Source organism: Vibrio cidicii (assembly GCF_009665415.1).
Lineage (GTDB): Bacteria > Pseudomonadota > Gammaproteobacteria > Enterobacterales > Vibrionaceae > Vibrio > Vibrio cidicii.
This window is the reverse complement of record NZ_CP035922.1, coordinates 338,940-359,895: the sequence shown is the minus strand read 5'-3', so window position 1 is coordinate 359,895 and position 20,956 is coordinate 338,940. Positions and strand designations below refer to the sequence as shown.

Below are 20,956 nucleotides of genomic sequence, written 5' to 3'. Positions count from 1 at the left end.
GAACTGCAAGGGTTTAAGCGACAAAAGGATCTGACGGCGGCCCTCTCGGAACTTGTCTTTCAAATCGTACACTTAGAGCCAAAAAAGTGTAGCTGTCTGAAATAACGAAGCTCAGTCGGGAAAGTAAAGGTGTAGTTGGAAGTGAATCTTGATGGAAAGTAGAAAAATGGCTGAACGGACAGGGCTTGCCGCTGTGTGTTGGCCTTTGATCGCCCTCTTCGATCTGCACTAGTTCAAACCCGTTCAGTGTACAAAGTGTCGCCCACACGCCAGCGCTGCTACCATGTGCATTGATAACAGGCATCAGTGATACCAGCGTCCAGCTCAAGGCGGTTGCCAGCAACATAGCGCGATTGAATCGGGAGAAACGCATTGCCATTACGGGTTGAAGGTTTGCAAAAAGCTTATAGTAAAGCGGCATGGCTTGCAAAAATGGCAACAAATAACTGATTTGTTCATCACATCAATCCAGTAACCGCATGAAAAACGGCAAAACAAAACCCGCTAAAAAAGCGGGCTGATCGTTAATGTGACCGGAGAGAGCGTTAGCCGAACAGCTTGCTCCAGATGCTTGGGTTACGCTTGTCGTGATACTCTTCGCGCAACTGGTCAATCTCACGCAGTGCTTGTTTTGCTTGTTGCAGATCGCCCTGCTTTAGCTCTTGATCGATTTTACTCAGCACGACCGACAGCTTGTTAAAACCTTCTTGGTAAATGCCATCTTTCTCGGCAGGGTAGATGCCTCGCTTAGAGCTTTCAACCAGTGCTTGCAATTGCGTCACCGCGGCTTGCATGCTGCTGACATCTTGCGCTTCTGCTGCATGACGAAACTCCAGTTTCATCTGTTGCATATTCTGTTTTAAGTCCACTCCCGCCGCATTCGCTGCGCCGTGGAAGGAAGACAAAATCAGTGCTGAGCTAAGCAAAATTGAACCAAACTTCATTACTTCTCCGTTGTTCTTATCATTTTTTCGCCGCTAGTGTACTGCATAGCCCACGAAAAATAAGCAAAGAAAATGTAAAAAGTCACAGACTCAAATGGGCAAATTCGGCAATCTCTCCTCGACCGCGCAGCGCAAGAAAGGCGAGAAACTGTTTGGCAGAATGCGTGATCACCTGAGTGGCTTCAATGCCAACCGTATCCAGCAGCTCACTGGCCAGATCGAGTTTTCCGACATCTTGACAAAAATGGGCATCACTTCCGGTCGTGAAATAGACGCCAATGGCTTTGCCGACTCGGGCAATTTCGTAACAGCGCTCGACACTGCCCACTCGGCTGTGGCCACGTAAGGTGGAGTTGTTGATCTCAATCGCGACGTCATACTCTTTGGCGCATTGCAGCACGGCCGTGAAATCGAAATCAAAGTGCGGATTACCCAGATGGCCAAGCGCATCGACGCGGCCACTTTTGATCACATTAATCAAAGCTTGGGTATGGGCTTCTTTGCTTGAAGGGGCAAACACGGGCTCGTGAAAACTGGCGATCACCCAATCCAGGTTGGGGTCCACGCTGAGCGGAATATCAATTTCACCCTCGGTGTTTAAGATGTTCGCTTCGACACCCCGAAGAATCGCAACGTCGTGAATAAAACGCGGCAACACACGCTGGTTGGAGAAAAACCAATAGTGTGGCGCTCCCGGCATCGATTCCGCATGATCGGTGCTGCAAAACATAGCTAAGCCATTTTCTTTAGCACATTGTGCGTTTTCAATCAGTGTGCTGTAAGCATGGCCACTGGCGTAAGTATGGGTGTGCGTATCAATCTTCAGTTCCATCATCACTCTCTGCATCGCGCTATCAGTACGGTTAGTTTACCCCGTTAGGCAAACGAGAGCCCGTAAAAACTAGCGTTCACTGAGCACTTTAATCAGCGGTAATGCCCTTTCCCAACCGTGATTGAACATGGAGACAAAGTCACTGTGGGTGGTGATGGTCACCATTAGCAGTAGTTTGCCCTCTTTGGGGCGCAGTTGATAACGCTCTTTGGAGCCAATCCATTTGCAGGCGACATCACTATCGATATCTTGTACGTGATCTGGATTGAAAATCGCCACATGATGAAGCTCGATATTACGGCTGGGCTCAATAGCATCGATGACAGCCCGGGTCCCGCCCATTTCAGGGTCAAAAAATTTGATATCTTCACCTTCACGCCAATCTCCAGCAAATTGTGATTGCGGTGAGAAAGCGGTTGCCCACTGTTTGTACAGTTCCAGATCCGTCAACACCTGCCACACCTTCTCCGGTGTGGCGTCTATCTCAATATGATAATTCAAGGTCAACATGGCTTTTCCTCCCTGAAGCATGCCAGTAACACGCTAGCGCATACAGACTAAAAATCAACCAGTTATTTTTTGGCAAGGTGGATAATTTCGACAATACTTAAACAGACGTAGAAAAAGCGCGCGCAAATTAAACACTAAGGCGCTAATACAACATCAGCCCTCTGTTTGAGCAGCAAGTTGTGTATTTCCCCCTAACGTTAGAGAACACGGAGCACTGAATGAAAAAACAACGCTATCCGCTGAGCATCCATATTACGAGTCTGTTTCTCGTTTTAACCACTATCATCGGTATTGTGTTGATTTCCATCAGTTATAACCATTCGCAAGCGTTACTCAGTAAAAGCGCTGAAGGGCTGAGCCTTGAACACGCCAATAAACTGGAATCCTCTTATCAAACTTCTGTCAGTCCGGTGCTTACGACCCTTAATTTTATGGCCGAAAGCGCTTTTTTAGATGATCAAAATGAAGCAACGAAACTTACACCTTGGCTTAAATCACTATCCCTGATTTTTGTTCAAAACCCCAATTTGGTTGCGCTTTATCACGCCTCGCAAAGCGGCGTCTTCACCCAGTATCGAATGCTCAACTCAGAAATGATGAAAACCCGCTTTGACGCGCCAGAAGGGGCTTATTTCTTAATCAACACCACGCACGTCGATGGTCGCAACGAGTTTGTCTACCTCGATAAAGATTTTCAACAAGTCGACTATCGGCTACAAAACGACAATCAATTTGACCCAAGAATTCGACCTTGGTTTGTCAATGCAGAGCCCGATGGGCAGATTCGGCTGACTCAGCCATATTTTTTTTACTTTTTGCAGACCAACGGCGTGACATTGTCACGTAAATCAACCGACGGACAGCACGTTATCGGCGCCGATTTTACCCTGTCTAAACTCTCGACTCAGATGGAAGCGCTCGCCTTTGCGCCACGCACAAAATTAGCCCTACTCGATGCAGAAGGTCGCTTGTTGGCGCAACATCAGTTAGAAACAGAAGATAAGAGCGGACAGGGTTTACAGCAGAGTAAAGTGTTTTCAACACTATTCGCCCCATTGATTGAAAAGATTGGTACGGGCGAAACCTTGTTTCAAACTCAGCACTATCAGGGCGATGAGTGGTCACTTACCATGACGCCTGTCTATTTGACTGACAAAGTGCAATTGACACTTGCAGAGGCGACGCCAACCAACGAACTGCTCAGCGATTTAATTTCCATGCGTGATAAGCAGGTGGTGACGGCAATCTTTATGTTACTGATCTGCTTTGCCATTGTCTGGGTGGTGGCGAATCGCCTCTCCAGACCGCTGCAAAATTTAATCTTACTTACCGACAACATCGCTCGTTTTGATTTCAAACGCACACGCTACCCACAAAGTGTGATTAAAGAGGTGGTAAACCTAACCAATTCAATCGAGTTGATGGAACATACCCTGCACGATCTACTGCGTTTATTGCGAGATACCGCCAGCAATCAAGATTTTGACCTGCTAGCGAAAACCATCGCCCATCAAGCCTACTTGGTGACCAAAGCCGAAACCATCATGCTTTACATCCAATCGGACGAAGAGAAAAAACTGACTACTGCGGCGAATCACGCCATCATTCCGTTCAAAATCGACATCAATGAGTTTATCAACGAAACACCTTGGATGATGGCGCAGTTGAAAGAGGGGGAAACCATTCATCTAGACCGTACATCGAATGCGTTGAAACGCCACCAAGATACTATTTTCAATACAGATATCTTCTTCTTCCCGCTACTCAACCGTGAAAAATCACTGGTTGGTATTGTCACTATTGGCTATGAACGCGCACCAACAGACGCTCAGTTGGATAAGCATGCTTTTTTACGCGAACTGCTCAGTTTCGCGCAAATTGCCAAAGACAATATCGACCAGATGCAGCAGCAAAAAGAGATGCTCAATGCTTTTATCGAGCTGATTGCCTCTGCGATTGATACCAAATCCCCTTACACTGGCGGACATTGTCAACGCGTACCACAACTGGTCACTTGGCTAACGGAAGAAATTCACCGAGACAAAAAATACTTCCCCAACTTTTCGGTCAATAACAAGCAGTGGGAAGAGATCAAACTGGCCGCTTGGCTACATGACTGCGGCAAAGTGACCACTCCTGAATATGTGGTCGACAAAGCGACTAAACTTGAGACGATTTACGATCGCATACACGAGATCCGCATGCGCTTTGAAGTGCTGAAACTGCAAGAAGAAGTCACCTACTGGCAAGCGCTTTACAATGGCGAAGAAGCAGCACAAGCCAAACAAACGCTAGACGAGAAACATCGCCAACTGGATGACGAGTTTGCCTTTGTCGCCCGCTGTAACGTAGGCAGCGAGGATATGGCGCAGCAAGATGTCGAGCGTCTGCGTACTATTGCTCAACGCGAGTGGAAACGCACGCTAGATGATCAACTTGGCGTCTCGTGGATAGAGCAAAAACGCCACACCAGCAAACCATCGCTACCCGTCATGGAGCCATTGCTGGCCGACAAACCCGTACATATGATTGCGTGGGAACAAGGTGGCCATCCGAGCCAGAACTGGCAACAGCCCTATGTGCTTAAACCTGGCAACTGTAAATACAATCGTGGTGAGTTACACAACCTCACCATACGTTATGGCACCTTGAATGATGAAGAGCGCTTTATCATCAACGATCACATCATTCAGACCCAAGTGATGCTCAACCGTTTGCCTTATCCAGAGCATTTGAAAAATATTCCGGAAATTGCTGGCGGTCACCACGAACGTATGGATGGCAAAGGCTATCCGCTTGGTTTAAACGAAGAACAGCTATCGATTCCCGCTCGAATAATGGCGGTTGCGGATGTGTTTGAGGCGTTAACCTCAAACGATCGCCCGTACAAAAAAGGCAAATCCTTAGCTGAGTCACTGGAAATTATGACCAATATGGCGACCTCCGGACATATTGACCCCAAAATCTATCTGCTTTTCTTACTGCGCGAAGTGGATCAGAAATACGCGAAAACGTTTGTTAATCCAAAACAGTTCTCAGAGGTCGATAGAAAGACTCATATTGAGCGAGTGAAGCATTATCTAAGAAATCAATTCTAACTCTAAGGAGTTGATTTTTAATAAATACCTACTTGCTATCTGCTCGGATAAATTATAAATTGTCCCTGCCCTTATCTGAATAAATTTAATTGCAACTTTTAACCTAAATGAGGGCAAATGATGATAGTAACAACCACTCCGCAAATTGAAGGTAAGCGAATTGTCGCCTATAAAGGCGTTATTGCAGGTGAAGCCATTCTTGGCGCAAACTTATTTAAAGATCTTTTTGCGGGAATAAGAGATATGGTTGGTGGACGCTCTGGTACTTACGAAAAAGAATTAGAGCGAGCAAGAACCATAGCGTTTGAAGAGTTAGAGCAAAAAGCGCGTGCTTTGGGCGCTAACGCGATTGTTGGCGTGGATATCGATTATGAAGTCTTAGGCCAGAGTAACGGCATGTTAATGGTTTCCGCCAGCGGTACCGCCGTGGTGATCGAGCAGTAAACGTTGTCAGCAAAGCCGCATTTCCATCGGATTAACAACGCAATGTATGATCCTACTTCAAGGAATATGATTTTTTTGTGAATGCGCGTATTAACTGTTTACACGCCAACAAGAAAGTCATTACATTAGCGGCATATAAACGAATTGACGCTTTCGCTTGCGCGTCTGGAATAGGTCGAGTTCTTCGGAACTCGACCTTTTTATTTCACCCTATCAGGCTTGAGACTAATGCCTATAGACGAATAGTGCTTATGGACAAATAGTGCCTTGGACGAATAGCGCTTATGGACGGGTTGGATTGATTGTCAGCGGTTCCAAGGTTACCACCGCATTCACGCCCGCTCCCGGATGATCGACATACGACGTGTCTTGCATCAAGGTATAGTAGACATCGACAAAATCATCATCATTGGTTAGCGCACCATCTGGAATAGCATCAATGATCTTGTTAGTCAGTTGCGGAATAATCGCGTAGGCTTGCACTTCTGGATCGGGAATGGCTTTAAGCACCTCTTCCGCCACCTGTACCAACAATTTGGCAAGCTGCTTGTAATCCGTACCATCGTCTTGCTCCATCAACACCATATCAGCGGCGCCCCAGCGGTAGCGAGACCAGTGAATCACGATTTGATTTGGGTAGTAATCTTTGTTGTCGTAATCGAGATAAGGCATTTCGACCAGATCCAGTGCAGGCTCATCACGACTTGGGTTTACCCCGGTGACAATCGCGTAGATTTCTGCTTTTCCTGAGATCCATGGCTCTTGGTCATCGGCTAGACGAATTTTCTTCAGTTGGGTGGTGTGGATTGGCTGAACCTCTCCTGCAGCGAAAGCCTTCGTAGGCGCAGCAGTGCGATCACGTTCATTATGATAAGGCAAAACAACCGTCGATTGACCAAGGCGCTGCATTTCCGCTCTCATCGCTTGTAAGCCTGCTTTCAACTCAACCGAGCTGTTGTTATCAATCACGATAACAGGCACATCCGGCATTTCACTCACGCTTAACTGATGTATTTGTCCATTGATATCAAAAGCTTCAATGTACTGCCACTGCTCATCATCACCTGTTGGCTCAAAGGCGAACAGTGGGCTTTGCTCGCCATTTTGCCAAGCGTCTAACATTGCTTCATTGGCCAAGCGCACTTCTAAGAGTTCGTCGGTGTATTCAGAGATACCTTTCCATGTACGAATCTGGCTATCTGCTTGGATAAATTGGCGACTAAATTGCGCTTTCGGTTGCTGCTCAGCCAGAGTGGAGAGTGAAACGTTAAGCTGCTCAGCAGTGATATTGGCGCGCAGTGTACCTTCTAACTCCGTAAAATGTTCACTCAGTTGTTTGGCCAAATCACGTTTTGTATTGGTAATTTCCCCCGCTTTGTCGTTAGAAATGGTGGTCACTGGCGTCTCTTCAGACTGGCAACCCACAAGCGCTAATGCACAAAGAGCAGAGAGGGAGATGATTTTTTTCATGTAATACCCCTTAATATTTTTATTATGAGTAGAGTTCAAGCTCTATTCATGACCAAAATACCATTGCTCGCTATTCATTCAACGTCGTTTTATAAATTTGTTTAAACTCTGCCCAGAGGATCATGTTTTTATTAAGCGTTACTTAAAGTAGCAGGCTCTTAAATAAACCAAGCTCATTGGAAAATTTATCTGTATTCAGAGCAAATCAAATAAAATGGTATGTTTTTAAATAGAAAACATAGGGAGTGGAAAATAAAAAATCCCGTGGCTGTCGTTTAGTCACAGGATTATCGATATGGAGTAAAGCTTGCGCAAAGCGCTGCTATTTTTCGATTGTCATGCTGGCAGAGAGAATATCGCTTTCACTTTTCTCCTCTTCCAGTTCAAAGCCAAGCGCAGAGAAAAAGGCTTTTGCCGTACGGTTGCTGCGCGGATATTCAACCTGCAAGTTTTTCACCGCGGGGAGATTCGCCATTTCGGCTAACAATAGATCGATGGCACGACGACCAATACCATGACGCTGATGGGCATAGTCCACCATAATACGACGCAGTATAACTACAGAATCGGAACCTATTTCCCACATAATAAAGCCAACGGGTTTACCGTCTAAGCAGAGCGCTCGCGCTTGGGTATTCTCGTGATAAAAAGATTCAATCAGTGACCAAGTATTGCTAACAACTAACTCTTCCTGATACTTAGCCAGCTCTAATTGGCATACGGCTTGGTAGTTGTTTTTATCGATGTGGCTTAAGGTAACGTCCATATCCTTTTCTCTCGAAAAATTCCGCAAAATATGTGCTTTTAGTGCCATTAAGAGTGAAAAAAAGCAAGCGTTTCCTAACGATGTTTTTACACCGATTCAAAAGCGCAACAAAAAACTTCTTGAGACAAGGTTACGATCAGTGTCTCTGGCACACTCAGTTCTGGCAATCGAGTAGGAGGAGGCCTCACGGCCTCCATCCTCTCACACCACCGTACAAGCGTGGGTCGCATACGGCGGTTCCGAATATACCTTTAGTGACTCATACCCATCTCTCAATGAGTACAATCCCCTCTCCTTGAACCATTTGATTGGCATGGCGTGATTCAACTGGGGCGAGAGGGCTAAGTGCCACCACCCTTTATCTGACATCGCCAGCTTCCACGCATTTCGCTCTGTTACACCTTGGCGTTGTAACCATGTCGCTATGCTGTATCTGCGTTTGCGCTGTTTCAGGCGGTAGCATCTCAACCGACGCCGTATCCATTCGTCCAAGCGCTGCATCGCACTTTGACCTAGGGCGAGCTTGAAGTAGTGCTGCCAACCTCGTAGGTATTGGGTTAACTCGGTGATGATTACCGACAACTCTCGACCTCGATTTCGCTTCGTTATTTTCCGCACTCGCTGCTTCATTTGAGCTTGTGCCGGTTTTGATATCAGGAGAGTTCCGTCTATCTTGAAGCTATGACTTAGGTAGGCTCGCTCCGTCACTCTTGTTGCTGCACTTTTCTCTCGATTTACCGTGAGCTTTAGCTTCTGCTCCAAGAACTCCGTTATCGACTCTTTGACTCGATGGGCGGCTTCCTCACTACGAACGTAGATTTGGCAGTCATCTGCATATCGACAGAACTTATGCCCTCTTCGCTCTAACTCTTTGTCCAGTTCATCTAATACGATATTGGAAAGTAACGGAGATAATGGCCCACCCTGTGGTGTTCCTCGTTGTCTTCGCTCTACTAACCCATCTCGCATTAAGCCTGCCTGTAGATAGGACCTGATGAGCTTTAATACTCGTTTATCACTAATGTCCTTAGATAATCTGCGCATCAGCCTATCATGGTTCACCGTGTCGAAGTATTTGGCTAGATCGATATCCACTACATAACCCCGCCCTTCTCTGATATAGCGGCTTGCTGCCGCAAGCGCATGATGCGCACTGCGGTTCGGCCTGAACCCGTAGCTGCTGTTGGAGAACCTCGGCTCATAGATGTCTGACAGTACTGATGTGATCGCCTGTTGGACTATCCTATCCAGTACCGTGGGGATACCTAATTGCCTGACGCCACCATTCGGCTTGGGGATTTCTACACCCAGAACAGGTTGAGGTTGGTAGCTTCCGTCCAGAAGACTCTGGCGGAGCGCTTGCCCATTTGAAGCTTGCCGAAGTTTAGAAATGGTCGCTGTGATGTCGAGTCTGTCGACACCTGCGCACCCCTTGTTCTTCTTCACGCGTCGAAGGGCATGGTTCAAATTCGCTGAGGAGCTGATTTGTTCCATCAGCGCAGTGGGGGTCACCAAGACTCGTCCTCCTTTCTACGCCGATCATGCTTGTCATTCTTCGTGACCATGAGCTTTACTTGCGGTATTGCCCATTGGGACGTAGAGATGATTTTCATCTTGCTATGACTCCACATGATTGAGTGTCTAGTGACTGCTTCTTGATATATTCAGTTCAGGCCTTCCTTTGAGTTGTACTTCCTCAAAGTACTATGCCTTCTGCTGACTTCTCATTGCCCATCACACAACATCACTGCTGTATTAGTCTCATCTGAGACAGGCAATGAGATCTCCCGAGGTAAGACGTTGCTCTTTCCCTTGGTCATGCCTGATTTACCTATACACACTTCCCGTCGAGGCATTGGGCTATTCTATCTATTGCTAGGTTACCCAAGTTGTACAGGCCTACTATCAGGTTTCTGTTCGTCACAACCAAGTTTTGCCGTTTGCTTCCTTCAGGTTTCACCTCACGGTGAACACCCTTGCATAGGCTAACGGTTCTCGCTCGACTGAGCCCGTAGAGGACTTTCACCTCCTAGATCAACGCCATGCTCGGCGCACAAACAAAAGGAGCGCCTTTGCGCTCCTTGGGATGATCTCATTCTTGCCTTATTGCGTTCTTAGGCGCTGCCAGTATTTCTCATAAATCGCGAGCGTTTCTGGGCCGACATCATTAATAAACTCTCCCTTCTTCATATCTTTATCTGATGGGAAGATAGTTGGGTTGTTTTTCAGCTCAGCAGGCAGCAGCTCACGACCAGATTTGGTTGCTGAAGCGTAGCCTAGGCTGTTGACAATCTCAGCTTGGTTTTCTGGCTGGTACATGAAGTTAACAAACTTGTGCGCCAATTCTTTGTGTTTACTACCCGATGGAATGGTGAAGTTATCCATCCACAACACCGCGCCTTCTTCAGGCATCACGAACTTCAGTTCTGGCATTTCCACTTGGCCTTGGTAGGCGTTCCCGTTCCACTGCATGCCAACAGACGCTTCACCAGACACATACGGCACTTGCGGCGCATCTGAGTTATACAGTAAGACGTTATTCTTCAACGCAACCAAAGATTCGTATGCTTTCTTGATTTCTGCTTCGTTTTTCGTGTTGATACTAAAGCCGTTAAGTTTTAACGCCATACCGAAAACATCACGGATATCGTCAATCAGCATCACTTGTTGCGCGTACTTTTTATCCCACAGATCGGCCCAGCGAGTCAAAGGGGCATCGACCATGGTTTCATTGTAACTAATGCCAGTAATGCCCCAAATATAAGGCAGCGAGTAGTCGTTTTTCGGATCGTGCGCTTGACCAAGCAGACCATCCATCGTGTCTTTCATGTTTGGGATTTTACTGTGATCCAATTTGGTCAACAGCCCTTCCCGACCCATTTTTTCGATGAAGTACGCGGAGGCAAACACCACATCGTAACCGCCACCTTTCAGCAGCTTGAGTTTGGTGTACATCGATTCATTATTTTCAAATGTTGAATAGTTAATCGTGACGCCTTCTTGTTTCTCAAACGCCTTTAGAGAAGCTTCAGGTAGGTAACTCCCCCAAGCATAAACGTTCAGCACTTCGCTCTCTGCCTGAGAGACCGCGCTAAAAGAGAGCGCACTCAAAACCAGTCCTTTGATTAATAATTTCATAGTTTGCTATCCAGACTTAACCAGCACCGCGCTGGGGGTCACGCGCATAATTAGGCAATTGTTAAGGATTTGAAAGAAAATTTAATTAATCGTTATGAATAATATTCGTTGTTATGCCAAACATGGTTTATGCTCAAGGGCTGAACGCGAACTGACTGGAAAACCACGGTTTTTTCGTGCTAAAAAACACGCGACAGTTTCACCAATTGTTATCAAGAACATCACTGGCGAATGCCATTTAACTCAAGGAGTCGAGTAAAACGTGACAACAGCAAGATATGTAGAAATTAATGATGGCATCCAATCAATTTGGATGATCGAGCGGATCTGGCAATTGGCTGAGACGTTGCCAACCGAAGAGATCCCAATTGCCGATATTTGCGGTCCCGACGAAGTCACTTGGTTTGGCGATTCCGGACCCGGACCGACTTGCCGTGCGATTGCAGAGCATTGCCGACGGATTAATAACGCAGATCTCAGTTACCCGGTGATTCTCACCGAAGATTACCGCGTGTTTGACGGCATGCACCGCATCGCCAAATGCATCATGCAAGAAAAAACCACCATTGCCGTTAAACGTTTTCGGCAAAATCCAGAGCCGGATCAAGTGCGTGACTTAAATCAACCCAGCGAGTAAGCCAAAAACAGCGCCCGCGTATTCTCGGTCGCTGTTTCATTTCTGACTTTTTAAGCGTTTAGCCCCGTAGCCTTGGCGACTTGCGCCACGACCACATTCACCGCTTTAGCAATCTCACTTAACGTCTCAAGCTCTTCTTGGCTAAACGGGTGATGCAAAATCTTTTCTGCACCTTGCTTGCCAATCACCGTCGGTAAACTGAGCACCACATCTTTTAGCCCATATTGCCCGGACAATAGCGTGCCTACCGGCAAGACCGATTTTTCATTGATCATGATCGCCTGAATGATGCGGAACACGCTGGCCGAGATGCCATGGGTGGTATTGTGCTTGCGTTTGAAAATCTCATACCCCGCCTGCTTGACCGATTCCAACAACTCATCGGCGTCAATGCGTTTGATATGGTTGGTGTCACAGTAGTAATCCGCAGGCTGCCCAGCGATCGAAATCAGGCTTTTGGGGGTAAAACAGTGGCTACCGTGTTCGCCTAGCACATAGCCAAAGACATTTTTCGGATCCAACTGCACGCGGTTTGCCACAATGGTCATCAAACGCGCCGTATCAATCACACAACCACTGCTGATGATTTTCGATGGTTTGAACGAGCTGTTTTTGGCGATAAAGTGGGTGACGATATCGCAAGGATTCGACACCACAATCAAAGTGGCGTTCGGTGCAACACGCTCAACCTGATGAGCGATTTCAACACCAATCTTGGCATTAATTTCAGCGATATCCAGACGCGTTTGCCCTTGTTTGATCTGTGCACCCGCGGTAATCACCACAATGTCGGCACCGAGCAAATCAAGATAATTTTGCGTCGGTAAGATGTGGGTATTTTTCGAGAAGGTGAGCGCCGCAGTATGGCGAAAGTCATACACTTCCCCTTCAGCTCTGGCTAAGTTTTGGTCCAATAACACCAATTCGCTGACACTGCCTAAGGTGAGCAGATAATTACACACCCCCACGCCAACGGCTCCCGCGCCAATTACACCAATCTTCATTTTCGCTTCCCTGATAAAACACTAACTAAAGTTTAATTTTAACTGCGATTATTGATGTCTATCTAATTTAATTTGGTGTTGAGTAATGAATTTGGTGTAAATGGCGATGATGAACACAAAAGTTAGTACATGGCACTGCGACTTGACCAAGCGTTAATCACCTACCGCTGGCTTTCTACGCCTAAGCAAAGTGAGTAACTTACCGTCGGTGCGATACAAGATCAGTGAAAACAAAATCAGGCTACAGCCGACTAACTTACTGAACGTTAAAACCTCACCATACCAGCCGATACTGAGAAATACCGTCCAAACCGGCTCTAAAATCATGATTAACGCCGCGTTTCCTGGGTTGATCTGCTTTTGTGCCATGGTTTGCATCACATAGCGCAGCGCGGTCGCCAATATGGTGCTGGCGGTAAACCAGCCCCAAATACTCGGCTCGACATGAAGCGGCACGCTTTCAAACAGCGCACTGGCGGTTAAACCAATCAATCCAGTCACAAACAGTTGAATACAGGTAAGAAGCAAAATAGGTAAGGTCTGCGAATACTTGCTGTTGATATTGAAATGCAGCGCTAGCACCACGGCATTAAACAAAAACCATAACTGACTGGAGGAGCTTTGCCAGCCATCTTTAAGTGACAAAAACGCCAGCCCCGACATAGCAATCGGCAGTGAGAGCCAAAAAATGCGTTTGGGCTGTTGCCGAAATAAGATCCACGCAACAAACGGAACCATCAACATCGACAAGCTGAGAATAAACGCCCCTTCACCGAGGGTATCACTAATCGAAATGGCGTGAATCCAGCTGATCAGCGCCGTTGCAAGCAGGCAACCGACCAAGGCTGCTGAGCGGATGTCTTGCCAACTCGCGCGGCACAGCGAGCGAAAACAAAACGGCAGTAAACACAGTGAGGCAATAAGAAAGCGCAAACCGACGAAGCCGAACGGCGGTAACCCTTGGATCGTCTCTTTGGAAAAGATCCAGCCAAAAGCGGACAGTATGGTGGCCATGATCAAGATGGCGGCAGCTTTGCGTTCAGAAGTCAATATGATTACTCGTGCTGTTAGGAAGGCGGTCTTAGCCTCCTTCTCTTGGTTATAAGCTATTGTTGCAGATACGCAAAAATAGATTGAGCAAGCGACATGATGCCAAAACGTACCGATGCTATCGAGACAAAGGTCGGTTAAATTCTCACTCAGTGAGAAAGGAAAACGATTAAACTACCAATCGATGTGAATCGGCGTACCCATTTTCACTAAACGGATAAACTCATCCATCTCAGCATTGGTTAGCGCTATGCAGCCGTTGGTCCAATCGAAACTCTGAATAAATTGAGGTGGGCGCTGCTCGCCGTCACGCAGGCCATGAATTTTGATATCACCACCGGGCGAAACACCCCGTTCGCGCGCTTGCGCTAAATCGGTTTCATTGGGGTAGCTGATGTGCACTGAGCGATAAAACGCGGATTCTTCAGAGACGTAATCCAGCGTGTAATCGCCCTCTGGGGTGCGGTGATCGCCCTCTTGCTGTTTATGTCCCTGTGGATTTTTGCCTAGCGCGATGCGGTATTCGCGAATGATTGTCTCTCCTTGCATCAGGTAGAGGCGGCGTTTGGATTTATCGACTTTAACCAGATCCACCTGCGCCAGCACTGGCAAGCTCAAAAAGAGCAATAACATCCATACTGCTTTGCTTTTCAACACGCACCTTCCATCGCCATCCATGCTATTTGCATACTAATGAAGCAAACAGTATTGGGCAAACTTATTCCACGCAATTTACCCTACCCAACCTCGCCGCATTCAAGTAATTTATAAACAGAAAACTTTATAAAAACATTAAATTCTGTGAGGTTACTATGGTAAATGTGCTTTTCTATAGTGCAAAAAACTACGACGAAGTCTCCTTTAATAAAGCCAAAGGCGACCACCCGGTTGAGTATCATTTCCACGATTTTCGCTTAACCAGCAAAACCGCATCACTGGCTAAAAACCACGAGGTGGTGTGCGCATTCGTCAACGACGATCTTTCTGCGCCAGTTCTTAAGTTACTGGCAGAAGGTGGAACCAAACTGATCGCCATGCGCTGCGCGGGTTTTGACAAAGTAGACTTGGCAGCGGCAAAAGAATTCGGCCTGCAAGTAGTGCGCGTGCCAGCCTATTCACCAGAAGCGGTCGCCGAGCATGCGGTCGGCATGATGATGTGTTTAAATCGCCGTCTGCACAAAGCGTATCAGCGCACCCGTGATGCGAACTTCTCGCTTGATGGCTTAGTGGGTTTCAACTTCTACGGCAAAACTGTCGGCGTGATTGGCTCGGGCAAAATTGGAGTAGCCGCAATGCGTATTTTCAAAGGCTTGGGAATGGATATTCTCTGCTACGATCCGTATCCCAACCCTCTCGCGCTGGAGCTGGGTGCACAATACGTTTCCTTGGATGAGTTGTATGCCAAGTCAGACATCATCAGCCTGCACTGCCCAATGAGCAAAGAGAACTACCATCTGCTCAACGAAACCTCGTTTGCCAAAATGAAACGCGGCGTCATGATCATCAACACCAGCCGCGGCGAACTGCTCGATTCGCTTGCCGCCATTGAAGCGCTTAAACAGGGACAAATTGGCGCGCTCGGTTTGGATGTGTATGACAACGAGAAAGATCTCTTTTTCCAAGACAAATCCAACGATGTGATTGTCGACGATGTTTTCCGCCGCCTTTCCGCTTGCCACAACGTGTTGTTCACTGGCCATCAGGCCTTTTTAACGCACGAGGCACTCAATAATATCGCCTCGGTGACGCTAAACAACATCGACGCCTATTTTTCTGGCGCAACCAGCGGCAACGAGTTAATCAGCGAATGATAAAATGTCGGGCAGTATAGTAAAGTGCTACGCTTAGCTATGCTATACTTCCCGACCATTTCTACCAGAGCCCAGTGTTCATGAGCATAAAAAACGACATCCAGAAGCTGCACAACCGTTTAGACACTTGTCAGCGTAAACTTGAAACCGCACGTACTCGCGGTGATCAGGAAATGATCACCAAATTCACCAATGAAGTGGATGAACTGTCTAAGTCACTGTCCCAACTCAAGCACAAGCAAAATTACGAGCTAAATAAAGAACGTAAGAGTTTGCTCGACATGCCTTTCTCGCGTGAAATTACCAAAGAAGAGCAAGCAGACATTGGTAAACTGAAAAAACGCGTCAAAGGCTTGGTCATCGTCCATCCAATGACCAAGATTGGTAAAGAACTGCGTCTGGATGTGATGACAGGCTTTGCGCCAAAAGCGTTTTAAGCGCTAAGAGAAAAGAAAAGCCTGAGCGACGATCACTCAGGCTTTTTTGTTTATCATACCCTCGCCAACGAAAGCATGCTGTTATCGCCCTCTTACAAGGCGATAAAAATGCCCGCCAAACACGCGCTCATCAAGTTCGCCAACGTGCCCGCCGCAACGGCTTTCAAGCCCATGTTTGCCACATCGCCACGACGCTCTGGCGCCATTACGCCAATTGATCCCAACTGGATGGCGATAGAACCGATATTGGCAAAGCCACACAGAGCAAAGGTGACAATCACTTGGCTGTGTTCAGACAAGAGCGCTTTGTGCTCAACAAAATCGATGAAGGCAACAAACTCATTCATTACGATTTTCTGCCCGATGTAAGAGCCCGCCGCCAACACTTCATGCGCAGGTACACCAATCAGCCATGCTAAAGGAGAGAAGAGATAACCAAAGATCGCTTGCAATGTGATGCCGCTAAAGCCAAGCAGTTCACCCAGATTTTCCAGCCCAGTGTTGACCATCGCGATCACGCTGACAAACGCAATCAACATGGTGCCGACTGCAACCGCGACTTTCATCCCGCCCATCGCGCCGCTAGCTAGCGCATCAATCACATTGCTTTGATCCGATTTGTCCAGCGCAATGTCATTGTAATCGCACGGCGTTGCACGCTCAGGAATGATGATTTTCGCCATCAACAAGCTTCCGGGCGCCGCCATGAAGCTGGCCGCAATCAGATATTTAAGTTCAACACCCAAGCCCGCATAGCCGCCAAGCACACTGCCCGCCACCGATGCCATGCCACCGACCATTACTGCAAACAACTCCGAACGGGTCATTTTCGGCAAGAAAGGACGGATCAATAAAGGCGACTCACCCTGTGAGAGGAAGATGTTACCGGTCGCAACCAAAGACTCGGCTTTGCTGGTACCAAGAAATTTTTGAATACCGCCACCGAGAAACTGAATCACCTTCTGCATAATACCAAGATAGTAAAGTGCCGAAATCAGAGCGCTGAAAAAGATGATGATAGGTAACACACGCACGGCAAAAATAAAGCCTGAAGACGCTAAATCACCAAATAGAAAGGCGATACCTTCATCGGCAAAGCCCAGCAAACCGGACACCGCACCACTCAGTGACGCCAGCGCAACTTGTCCCCAAGGAAAATACAGCACCAGCGCAGCAAAACCGACTTGCAGCAGTAAAGCTCGAAACACCGTACGCCAGTTAATCGAACGGCGACTTTCAGACAACAAAACCGCGCAGCCAAGAAGGGCCAACACACCCAGAAGACCAAATAGAATACTCATGTGAAATGACCTGCTTAGCGTTTGAAAAAGAGTGGAACGCTGACGAAATCAGCAAAAGAGGGAGCTGCATGAAATGGTGAAGTGTGACACCAAGAGGAGTGAATCACAGAGAACATATAGTTCGACATCTTTGTTACCTTATACAAGCTTTGATAAGAAGCTGGTCCGGTCCTTGGGGTCATTCACTCAGGCGTGAGCCTAATTCCGTGTGACGGCTTGTATGGGTAAGAGCAGCGAACCTCGCTACCCTGAATCCCGTTTAAACGGGTCGCTAGTATAGGGAGATTAATGAGACATTCATCACATTTATTCACGCAAACGTTCAAGCGTTTATAAAACAGACAAAACGCTCTTCCACCATCCTCATAACAATAACAAAAATATGGTTAATGCTGAATTTTACCGCTCTTTGCGCAACAAATGTGCAAACAAACCAAAATCATCAATTTCTCTTCAATAAACACTCGCCTAACGAAAATTTTGGATATACAATTCGCTTCGGTTTGAAATGAACCACATCAATATTGAAGCGATGCTTCAACATCCTATGCCGAGATGGTGAAATTGGTAGACACACTAGCATGAGGTGCTAGCGCCTATGGTGTGAGGGTTCGAGTCCCTCTCTCGGCACCATTCCCTTATTAGATAATTTCGATGTGATGCAAGGTATTAAGCAAGCCAGACAGGCTGCAGATGCAAATCAACTTCTCAGTGAGCTTGCGGTTCACGCTTTGTTGCATCTTGAATTCCGTCGCCTTGCTACCGCCGAACAGCCTCTATCAGTTAAAGACAGTAACGATTTACTGCAAAAATGGCTCAAGCCTAAGCTGAAAAGCAATCGCTACAAACTGATTAAAAAGCCGCTCAAAACCCTAACCCAGCAAGCCAAAGGCGAACAAGGCAACTTAGAAAAACTGCTGGAAAAGTGTGTCGGTGCTGAAACGCCACCTGCGCAACCGCATCTGGACAGTTACCTCTTGCTGATCAATGAGATCGAGAAAAAACTCGGGACCACTGTTTTGCTGTCACGCGCTGAAGATGTTGACCTTTCTCATGATGAAAATGGTTGCCTACTGTGTGTGTTGACGCAAAATCTGAACGATCATTTTGATAGCCAAAACACCTTGATCAAACCCATTTCGATGCTATTTCGCGGCCCGATGAGCCAGCGTTCATTGTTCCTTGGCGCAATCTACGCCAACAATACCTACGGCTATGCAGTGCAGTACCAAGATGAGCTTTTTGTACGCATTACGCTTGAACTAGCGTAACCCCCGTCACCTCACTTTCTTACACGTCACAATCACCTCAGCACAATTTCCTTCAATATAAACCCTTAATTTTCAAAAAGATAATCAAGTTTATTCACAAAACACATCACTTAATCTGCGATATGCCCTCAACAATATAAAACCAATTAAATGTGCTACAGATTGCTTAAAGTTGAATTTTCCGATCTAAATCACGCTGCCTCGCCTGATTGCTATCTAGTCTAAAGAGGAAAATCAAATTACCGGATTGCCTACGCTAATGATTGTGAATTTGAAAACCTACTCTTGGCTGTTGTTCCTTTTTTCCGTCGGACTGGCGGTAGCTTTCTTTGTATTTCCAGACTTTGCACTCTACTTTGTCGTGCTTTGGCTGATTTGTAGCACGGGCTTTGTGGCTCTGATTCACATTGCCGCCAACGAGATGGACAGGGAAATCGGCAGTGTTAAGAAGCAAATCGCGTCCGAGCAGTCACAATCCCATAAACAGCACGAGCTTACCGAGCAAGAACATCATATCTGGCATAAGGTGATCCCCATTTGGCAGCGACACATCACCAGTTGTAAAGATATATCGGAAAATGCCATTAATGAGTTGTCGAACCGCTTTTCCAATCTGGTCGCTCTGATGGTTCAAACCCAAGGTGAATCCAGTGCGATTAACGGTCCTCAAAGCCATCACAATATTGAACAGGATAGAGACAAATTAACCACCATCTTTTCGCAGCTAAAAGCGTATGACGACGTCACCGACCAGCTATTCACCCAGATAGGCTCGCTGGAAAACTTCACTAACGACCTCGACCAAATGGCACTTGCCGTCGCCAATATTGCCAACCAAACCAATATGCTTGCCCTCAACGCGGCGATAGAAGCAGCCAGAGCAGGTGAAGCAGGACGGGGCTTTGCAGTCGTGGCACAAGAGGTGCGCGATCTCTCAGCCCAATCAGGCACAACGGGCGATCAAATTGCCAAGAAAATCAATGAAGTAAAAGGTGTGATGAGCTCGATATTGGCTTCAGCATCGTCAACAAAAGATCAAGAAGATAAAACCCTTGAAGAAAGCGAGCATCACATCCAAGACGTGATTGAGAACTTGGGCGCTTATACGCAATCGCTGCACGATGAAGCCGCGCAACTGCTGGTCACTCAACAAGAGATTCAACAACAAATTGAGCAAGTGCTGATCGAGTTACAGTTCCAAGACCGAGTGAGCCAAATCTTAAGCCAAATAAGCAAAAGTATGGATGAGCTCAGTAGCAAGGTGCTCGATCAAGAGACGCCGCTGAGTAAGAAAGATATTGATCAGCTACTAGCCAAAATGAAATCGAGTTACACCACGGTGGAAGAACACCAGCAGCACGATCCTAAAGCTCGCCATGTAAGCGCATCAGCAGAAAGTGGCTCGGTGAGTTTTTTCTAGCTCCAATTCAGGGCGAGAAACAGAGCGCGCAAGCGAGAGAGCTTGCAGAATTTCAATTGATTGAAGAGACGACACTATGGCTAAAACAATACTGGTTGTTGACGATTCAACCTCGATCCGTCAAGTCGTTGGCATTGCGTTACGTGGTGCTGGCTACGATGTCATTGAAGCAAGCAATGGCAAAGATGCTTTAAGCAAAATGACTGGGGATAAAATTCATTTGATCATCAGCGATGTCAACATGCCTGTTATGGATGGCATTGCGTTTCTCAAAGAGATCAAACAGCACCCTCGCTACAAGTTCACGCCCGTTATCATGCTGACTACCGAAGCAGGTCAAGACAAGATGTCTGAAGGCCGAACTGCCGGAGCCAAAGCGTGGATTGTGAAGCCGTTTCAACCCCCCAAAATGTTGGATGCGGTTGCCAAACTTGTTCTACCTTAGCGCTCTATCGCGCTGTTTCCCTTTGAGTAGGGATACAAGGAAAGGAAGCCCAATGACGATTGCAATAAAAGCCGAGCAAGGTCACGCGCAGGTTAGCATACAAGACGAGTTAACCATTTACAGTGCCGCCGAAATGAAACAAGCCCTCTTCGAGGCATTGTGCCAGTTCGACTCGCTCGATGTTGATCTTGAAGCCATCAAAGAGATTGATACGGCTGGCGTTCAGCTTCTGCTGATGCTTCGAAATGAATCTGTTCGACTGGAAAAAAAGGTGCAGTTAACTAAGCACAGCACCGCCGTGATTGATGTACTCGAAACACTCAATCTTGTTGCCGCTCTCGGTGACCCTATTTTGTTGCCAGCAGGAGAAAAATAACC

At 47.0% G+C, this 20,956-nt stretch carries 21 protein-coding genes and 1 tRNA gene; 10 read left to right on the top strand and 12 right to left on the bottom strand.

Annotated features, from left to right (window positions below; all coding sequences use genetic code 11):
* Nucleotides 1-13: 13 nt before the first annotated feature.
* From EWA64_RS17140 to EWA64_RS17125, 4 genes are all read right to left on the bottom strand, one after another.
* Nucleotides 14-373 carry a hypothetical protein gene (locus EWA64_RS17140; protein ID WP_081946628.1) on the bottom strand — a complete coding sequence of 120 codons (360 nt, stop codon included), beginning with the start codon at nucleotides 371-373 and terminating at the stop codon, nucleotides 14-16.
* Nucleotides 374-545: 172 nt separating this feature from the next.
* Nucleotides 546-944 (bottom strand): cytochrome b562, encoded by a 399-nt coding sequence (locus EWA64_RS17135; protein ID WP_061893234.1) that lies wholly within the window; start codon nucleotides 942-944, stop codon nucleotides 546-548.
* Between the two features lie 82 nt (nucleotides 945-1,026).
* On the bottom strand, nucleotides 1,027-1,776 hold the full coding sequence (locus tag EWA64_RS17130) for a phosphatase (protein ID WP_061893233.1): 750 nt from the start codon (nucleotides 1,774-1,776) through the stop codon (nucleotides 1,027-1,029).
* Nucleotides 1,777-1,845: 69 nt separating this feature from the next.
* The gene (locus EWA64_RS17125) at nucleotides 1,846-2,286 is read right to left on the bottom strand and encodes an SRPBCC family protein (RefSeq protein WP_061893232.1); all 441 of its coding nucleotides are present in this window, start codon (nucleotides 2,284-2,286) and stop codon (nucleotides 1,846-1,848) included.
* A 218-nt stretch (nucleotides 2,287-2,504) separates the two neighbouring features.
* Between EWA64_RS17125 and EWA64_RS17120 the strand changes: the two genes are divergently transcribed.
* On the top strand, nucleotides 2,505-5,384 hold the full coding sequence (locus EWA64_RS17120; RefSeq protein WP_061893231.1) for an HD domain-containing phosphohydrolase: 2,880 nt from the start codon (nucleotides 2,505-2,507) through the stop codon (nucleotides 5,382-5,384).
* Nucleotides 5,385-5,504: 120 nt separating this feature from the next.
* Nucleotides 5,505-5,828, top strand: coding sequence for a heavy metal-binding domain-containing protein (locus EWA64_RS17115; RefSeq protein WP_061893303.1), 324 nt, complete (start codon nucleotides 5,505-5,507; stop codon nucleotides 5,826-5,828).
* Between the two features lie 282 nt (nucleotides 5,829-6,110).
* Here the strand turns inward: EWA64_RS17115 and EWA64_RS17110 are convergent, their stop codons facing one another.
* The 4 genes from EWA64_RS17110 to EWA64_RS17095 form a co-directional block, all read right to left on the bottom strand.
* Complete coding sequence (locus EWA64_RS17110) at nucleotides 6,111-7,298, bottom strand: DUF3103 domain-containing protein (RefSeq protein WP_061893230.1); 1,188 nt, start codon at nucleotides 7,296-7,298, stop codon at nucleotides 6,111-6,113.
* Between the two features lie 322 nt (nucleotides 7,299-7,620).
* Nucleotides 7,621-8,064: a GNAT family N-acetyltransferase gene (locus EWA64_RS17105; RefSeq protein WP_061893229.1), complete on the bottom strand. Its 444-nt coding sequence runs from the start codon at nucleotides 8,062-8,064 to the stop codon at nucleotides 7,621-7,623.
* Nucleotides 8,065-8,265: 201 nt separating this feature from the next.
* Nucleotides 8,266-9,558: a group II intron reverse transcriptase/maturase gene (gene ltrA / locus EWA64_RS17100; protein ID WP_061893079.1), complete on the bottom strand. Its 1,293-nt coding sequence runs from the start codon at nucleotides 9,556-9,558 to the stop codon at nucleotides 8,266-8,268.
* Nucleotides 9,559-10,167: 609 nt separating this feature from the next.
* Entirely contained in the window at nucleotides 10,168-11,202 is a 1,035-nt protein-coding gene (locus tag EWA64_RS17095; protein WP_045570065.1) for an ABC transporter substrate-binding protein, read from the bottom strand.
* A 262-nt stretch (nucleotides 11,203-11,464) separates the two neighbouring features.
* Between EWA64_RS17095 and EWA64_RS17090 the strand changes: the two genes are divergently transcribed.
* Nucleotides 11,465-11,839 carry a hypothetical protein gene (locus tag EWA64_RS17090; RefSeq protein ID WP_061896042.1) on the top strand — a complete coding sequence of 125 codons (375 nt, stop codon included), beginning with the start codon at nucleotides 11,465-11,467 and terminating at the stop codon, nucleotides 11,837-11,839.
* A 50-nt stretch (nucleotides 11,840-11,889) separates the two neighbouring features.
* Here EWA64_RS17090 and EWA64_RS17085 read toward each other — a convergent pair whose 3' ends face one another.
* The 3 genes from EWA64_RS17085 to EWA64_RS17075 all read right to left on the bottom strand — a co-directional run bounded on the left by EWA64_RS17085 (nucleotide 11,890) and on the right by EWA64_RS17075 (nucleotide 14,526).
* Nucleotides 11,890-12,843, bottom strand: a complete 954-nt coding sequence (locus EWA64_RS17085) for a lactate/malate family dehydrogenase (RefSeq protein WP_039426956.1) — start codon at nucleotides 12,841-12,843, stop codon at nucleotides 11,890-11,892.
* 153 nt (nucleotides 12,844-12,996) lie between these two features.
* The gene (locus tag EWA64_RS17080) at nucleotides 12,997-13,893 is read right to left on the bottom strand and encodes a DMT family transporter (protein WP_061896043.1); all 897 of its coding nucleotides are present in this window, start codon (nucleotides 13,891-13,893) and stop codon (nucleotides 12,997-12,999) included.
* A gap of 174 nt (nucleotides 13,894-14,067) precedes the next feature.
* Entirely contained in the window at nucleotides 14,068-14,526 is a 459-nt protein-coding gene (locus EWA64_RS17075; protein ID WP_061896154.1) for a L,D-transpeptidase family protein, read from the bottom strand.
* Nucleotides 14,527-14,705: 179 nt separating this feature from the next.
* Between EWA64_RS17075 and EWA64_RS17070 the strand changes: the two genes are divergently transcribed.
* Both EWA64_RS17070 and EWA64_RS17065 read left to right on the top strand, forming a co-directional pair.
* Nucleotides 14,706-15,704 (top strand): 2-hydroxyacid dehydrogenase, encoded by a 999-nt coding sequence (locus tag EWA64_RS17070; RefSeq protein ID WP_061896044.1) that lies wholly within the window; start codon nucleotides 14,706-14,708, stop codon nucleotides 15,702-15,704.
* A gap of 80 nt (nucleotides 15,705-15,784) precedes the next feature.
* Complete coding sequence (locus tag EWA64_RS17065; RefSeq protein WP_039432941.1) at nucleotides 15,785-16,141, top strand: YibL family ribosome-associated protein; 357 nt, start codon at nucleotides 15,785-15,787, stop codon at nucleotides 16,139-16,141.
* 92 nt (nucleotides 16,142-16,233) lie between these two features.
* Here the strand turns inward: EWA64_RS17065 and EWA64_RS17060 are convergent, their stop codons facing one another.
* Nucleotides 16,234-17,442, bottom strand: a complete 1,209-nt coding sequence (locus EWA64_RS17060; RefSeq protein WP_061896045.1) for a NupC/NupG family nucleoside CNT transporter — start codon at nucleotides 17,440-17,442, stop codon at nucleotides 16,234-16,236.
* A gap of 549 nt (nucleotides 17,443-17,991) precedes the next feature.
* Here EWA64_RS17060 and EWA64_RS17055 point away from each other — a divergent pair.
* The 5 genes from EWA64_RS17055 (at nucleotide 17,992) to EWA64_RS17035 (ending at nucleotide 20,954) form a co-directional block, all read left to right on the top strand.
* Nucleotides 17,992-18,075 (top strand) — tRNA-Leu (locus tag EWA64_RS17055).
* 26 nt (nucleotides 18,076-18,101) lie between these two features.
* The gene (locus tag EWA64_RS17050) at nucleotides 18,102-18,713 is read left to right on the top strand and encodes a DUF2913 family protein (protein WP_061896155.1); all 612 of its coding nucleotides are present in this window, start codon (nucleotides 18,102-18,104) and stop codon (nucleotides 18,711-18,713) included.
* Nucleotides 18,714-18,972: 259 nt separating this feature from the next.
* A complete protein-coding gene (locus EWA64_RS17045; RefSeq protein WP_061896046.1) occupies nucleotides 18,973-20,133 on the top strand; it encodes a methyl-accepting chemotaxis protein in 1,161 nt (386 codons plus the stop codon).
* Between the two features lie 76 nt (nucleotides 20,134-20,209).
* Complete coding sequence (locus EWA64_RS17040; RefSeq protein WP_039441878.1) at nucleotides 20,210-20,578, top strand: response regulator; 369 nt, start codon at nucleotides 20,210-20,212, stop codon at nucleotides 20,576-20,578.
* Between the two features lie 52 nt (nucleotides 20,579-20,630).
* Entirely contained in the window at nucleotides 20,631-20,954 is a 324-nt protein-coding gene (locus tag EWA64_RS17035) for an STAS domain-containing protein (RefSeq protein WP_061896047.1), read from the top strand.
* Nucleotides 20,955-20,956 lie beyond the last annotated feature (2 nt).

Bases quoted from the DNA above. Each gene is read 5' to 3' on its own strand.
- EWA64_RS17035 (WP_061896047.1), top strand. From the start codon at position 20,631: ATGACGATTGCAATAAAAGCCGAGCAAGGTCACGCGCAGGTTAGCATA.
- EWA64_RS17105 (WP_061893229.1), bottom strand. From the start codon at position 8,064: ATGGACGTTACCTTAAGCCACATCGATAAAAACAACTACCAAGCCGTA.
- EWA64_RS17125 (WP_061893232.1), bottom strand. From the start codon at position 2,286: ATGTTGACCTTGAATTATCATATTGAGATAGACGCCACACCGGAGAAG.
- EWA64_RS17045 (WP_061896046.1), top strand. From the start codon at position 18,973: ATGATTGTGAATTTGAAAACCTACTCTTGGCTGTTGTTCCTTTTTTCC.
- EWA64_RS17130 (WP_061893233.1), bottom strand. From the start codon at position 1,776: ATGGAACTGAAGATTGATACGCACACCCATACTTACGCCAGTGGCCAT.
- EWA64_RS17040 (WP_039441878.1), top strand. From the start codon at position 20,210: ATGGCTAAAACAATACTGGTTGTTGACGATTCAACCTCGATCCGTCAA.
- EWA64_RS17110 (WP_061893230.1), bottom strand. From the start codon at position 7,298: ATGAAAAAAATCATCTCCCTCTCTGCTCTTTGTGCATTAGCGCTTGTG.
- EWA64_RS17050 (WP_061896155.1), top strand. From the start codon at position 18,102: ATGCAAGGTATTAAGCAAGCCAGACAGGCTGCAGATGCAAATCAACTT.
- EWA64_RS17140 (WP_081946628.1), bottom strand. From the start codon at position 373: ATGCGTTTCTCCCGATTCAATCGCGCTATGTTGCTGGCAACCGCCTTG.
- EWA64_RS17070 (WP_061896044.1), top strand. From the start codon at position 14,706: ATGGTAAATGTGCTTTTCTATAGTGCAAAAAACTACGACGAAGTCTCC.
- EWA64_RS17060 (WP_061896045.1), bottom strand. From the start codon at position 17,442: ATGAGTATTCTATTTGGTCTTCTGGGTGTGTTGGCCCTTCTTGGCTGC.
- ltrA (WP_061893079.1), bottom strand. From the start codon at position 9,558: ATGGAACAAATCAGCTCCTCAGCGAATTTGAACCATGCCCTTCGACGC.
- EWA64_RS17085 (WP_039426956.1), bottom strand. From the start codon at position 12,843: ATGAAGATTGGTGTAATTGGCGCGGGAGCCGTTGGCGTGGGGGTGTGT.
- EWA64_RS17120 (WP_061893231.1), top strand. From the start codon at position 2,505: ATGAAAAAACAACGCTATCCGCTGAGCATCCATATTACGAGTCTGTTT.
- EWA64_RS17095 (WP_045570065.1), bottom strand. From the start codon at position 11,202: ATGAAATTATTAATCAAAGGACTGGTTTTGAGTGCGCTCTCTTTTAGC.
- EWA64_RS17135 (WP_061893234.1), bottom strand. From the start codon at position 944: ATGAAGTTTGGTTCAATTTTGCTTAGCTCAGCACTGATTTTGTCTTCC.
- EWA64_RS17115 (WP_061893303.1), top strand. From the start codon at position 5,505: ATGATAGTAACAACCACTCCGCAAATTGAAGGTAAGCGAATTGTCGCC.
- EWA64_RS17075 (WP_061896154.1), bottom strand. From the start codon at position 14,526: ATGTTATTGCTCTTTTTGAGCTTGCCAGTGCTGGCGCAGGTGGATCTG.
- EWA64_RS17065 (WP_039432941.1), top strand. From the start codon at position 15,785: ATGAGCATAAAAAACGACATCCAGAAGCTGCACAACCGTTTAGACACT.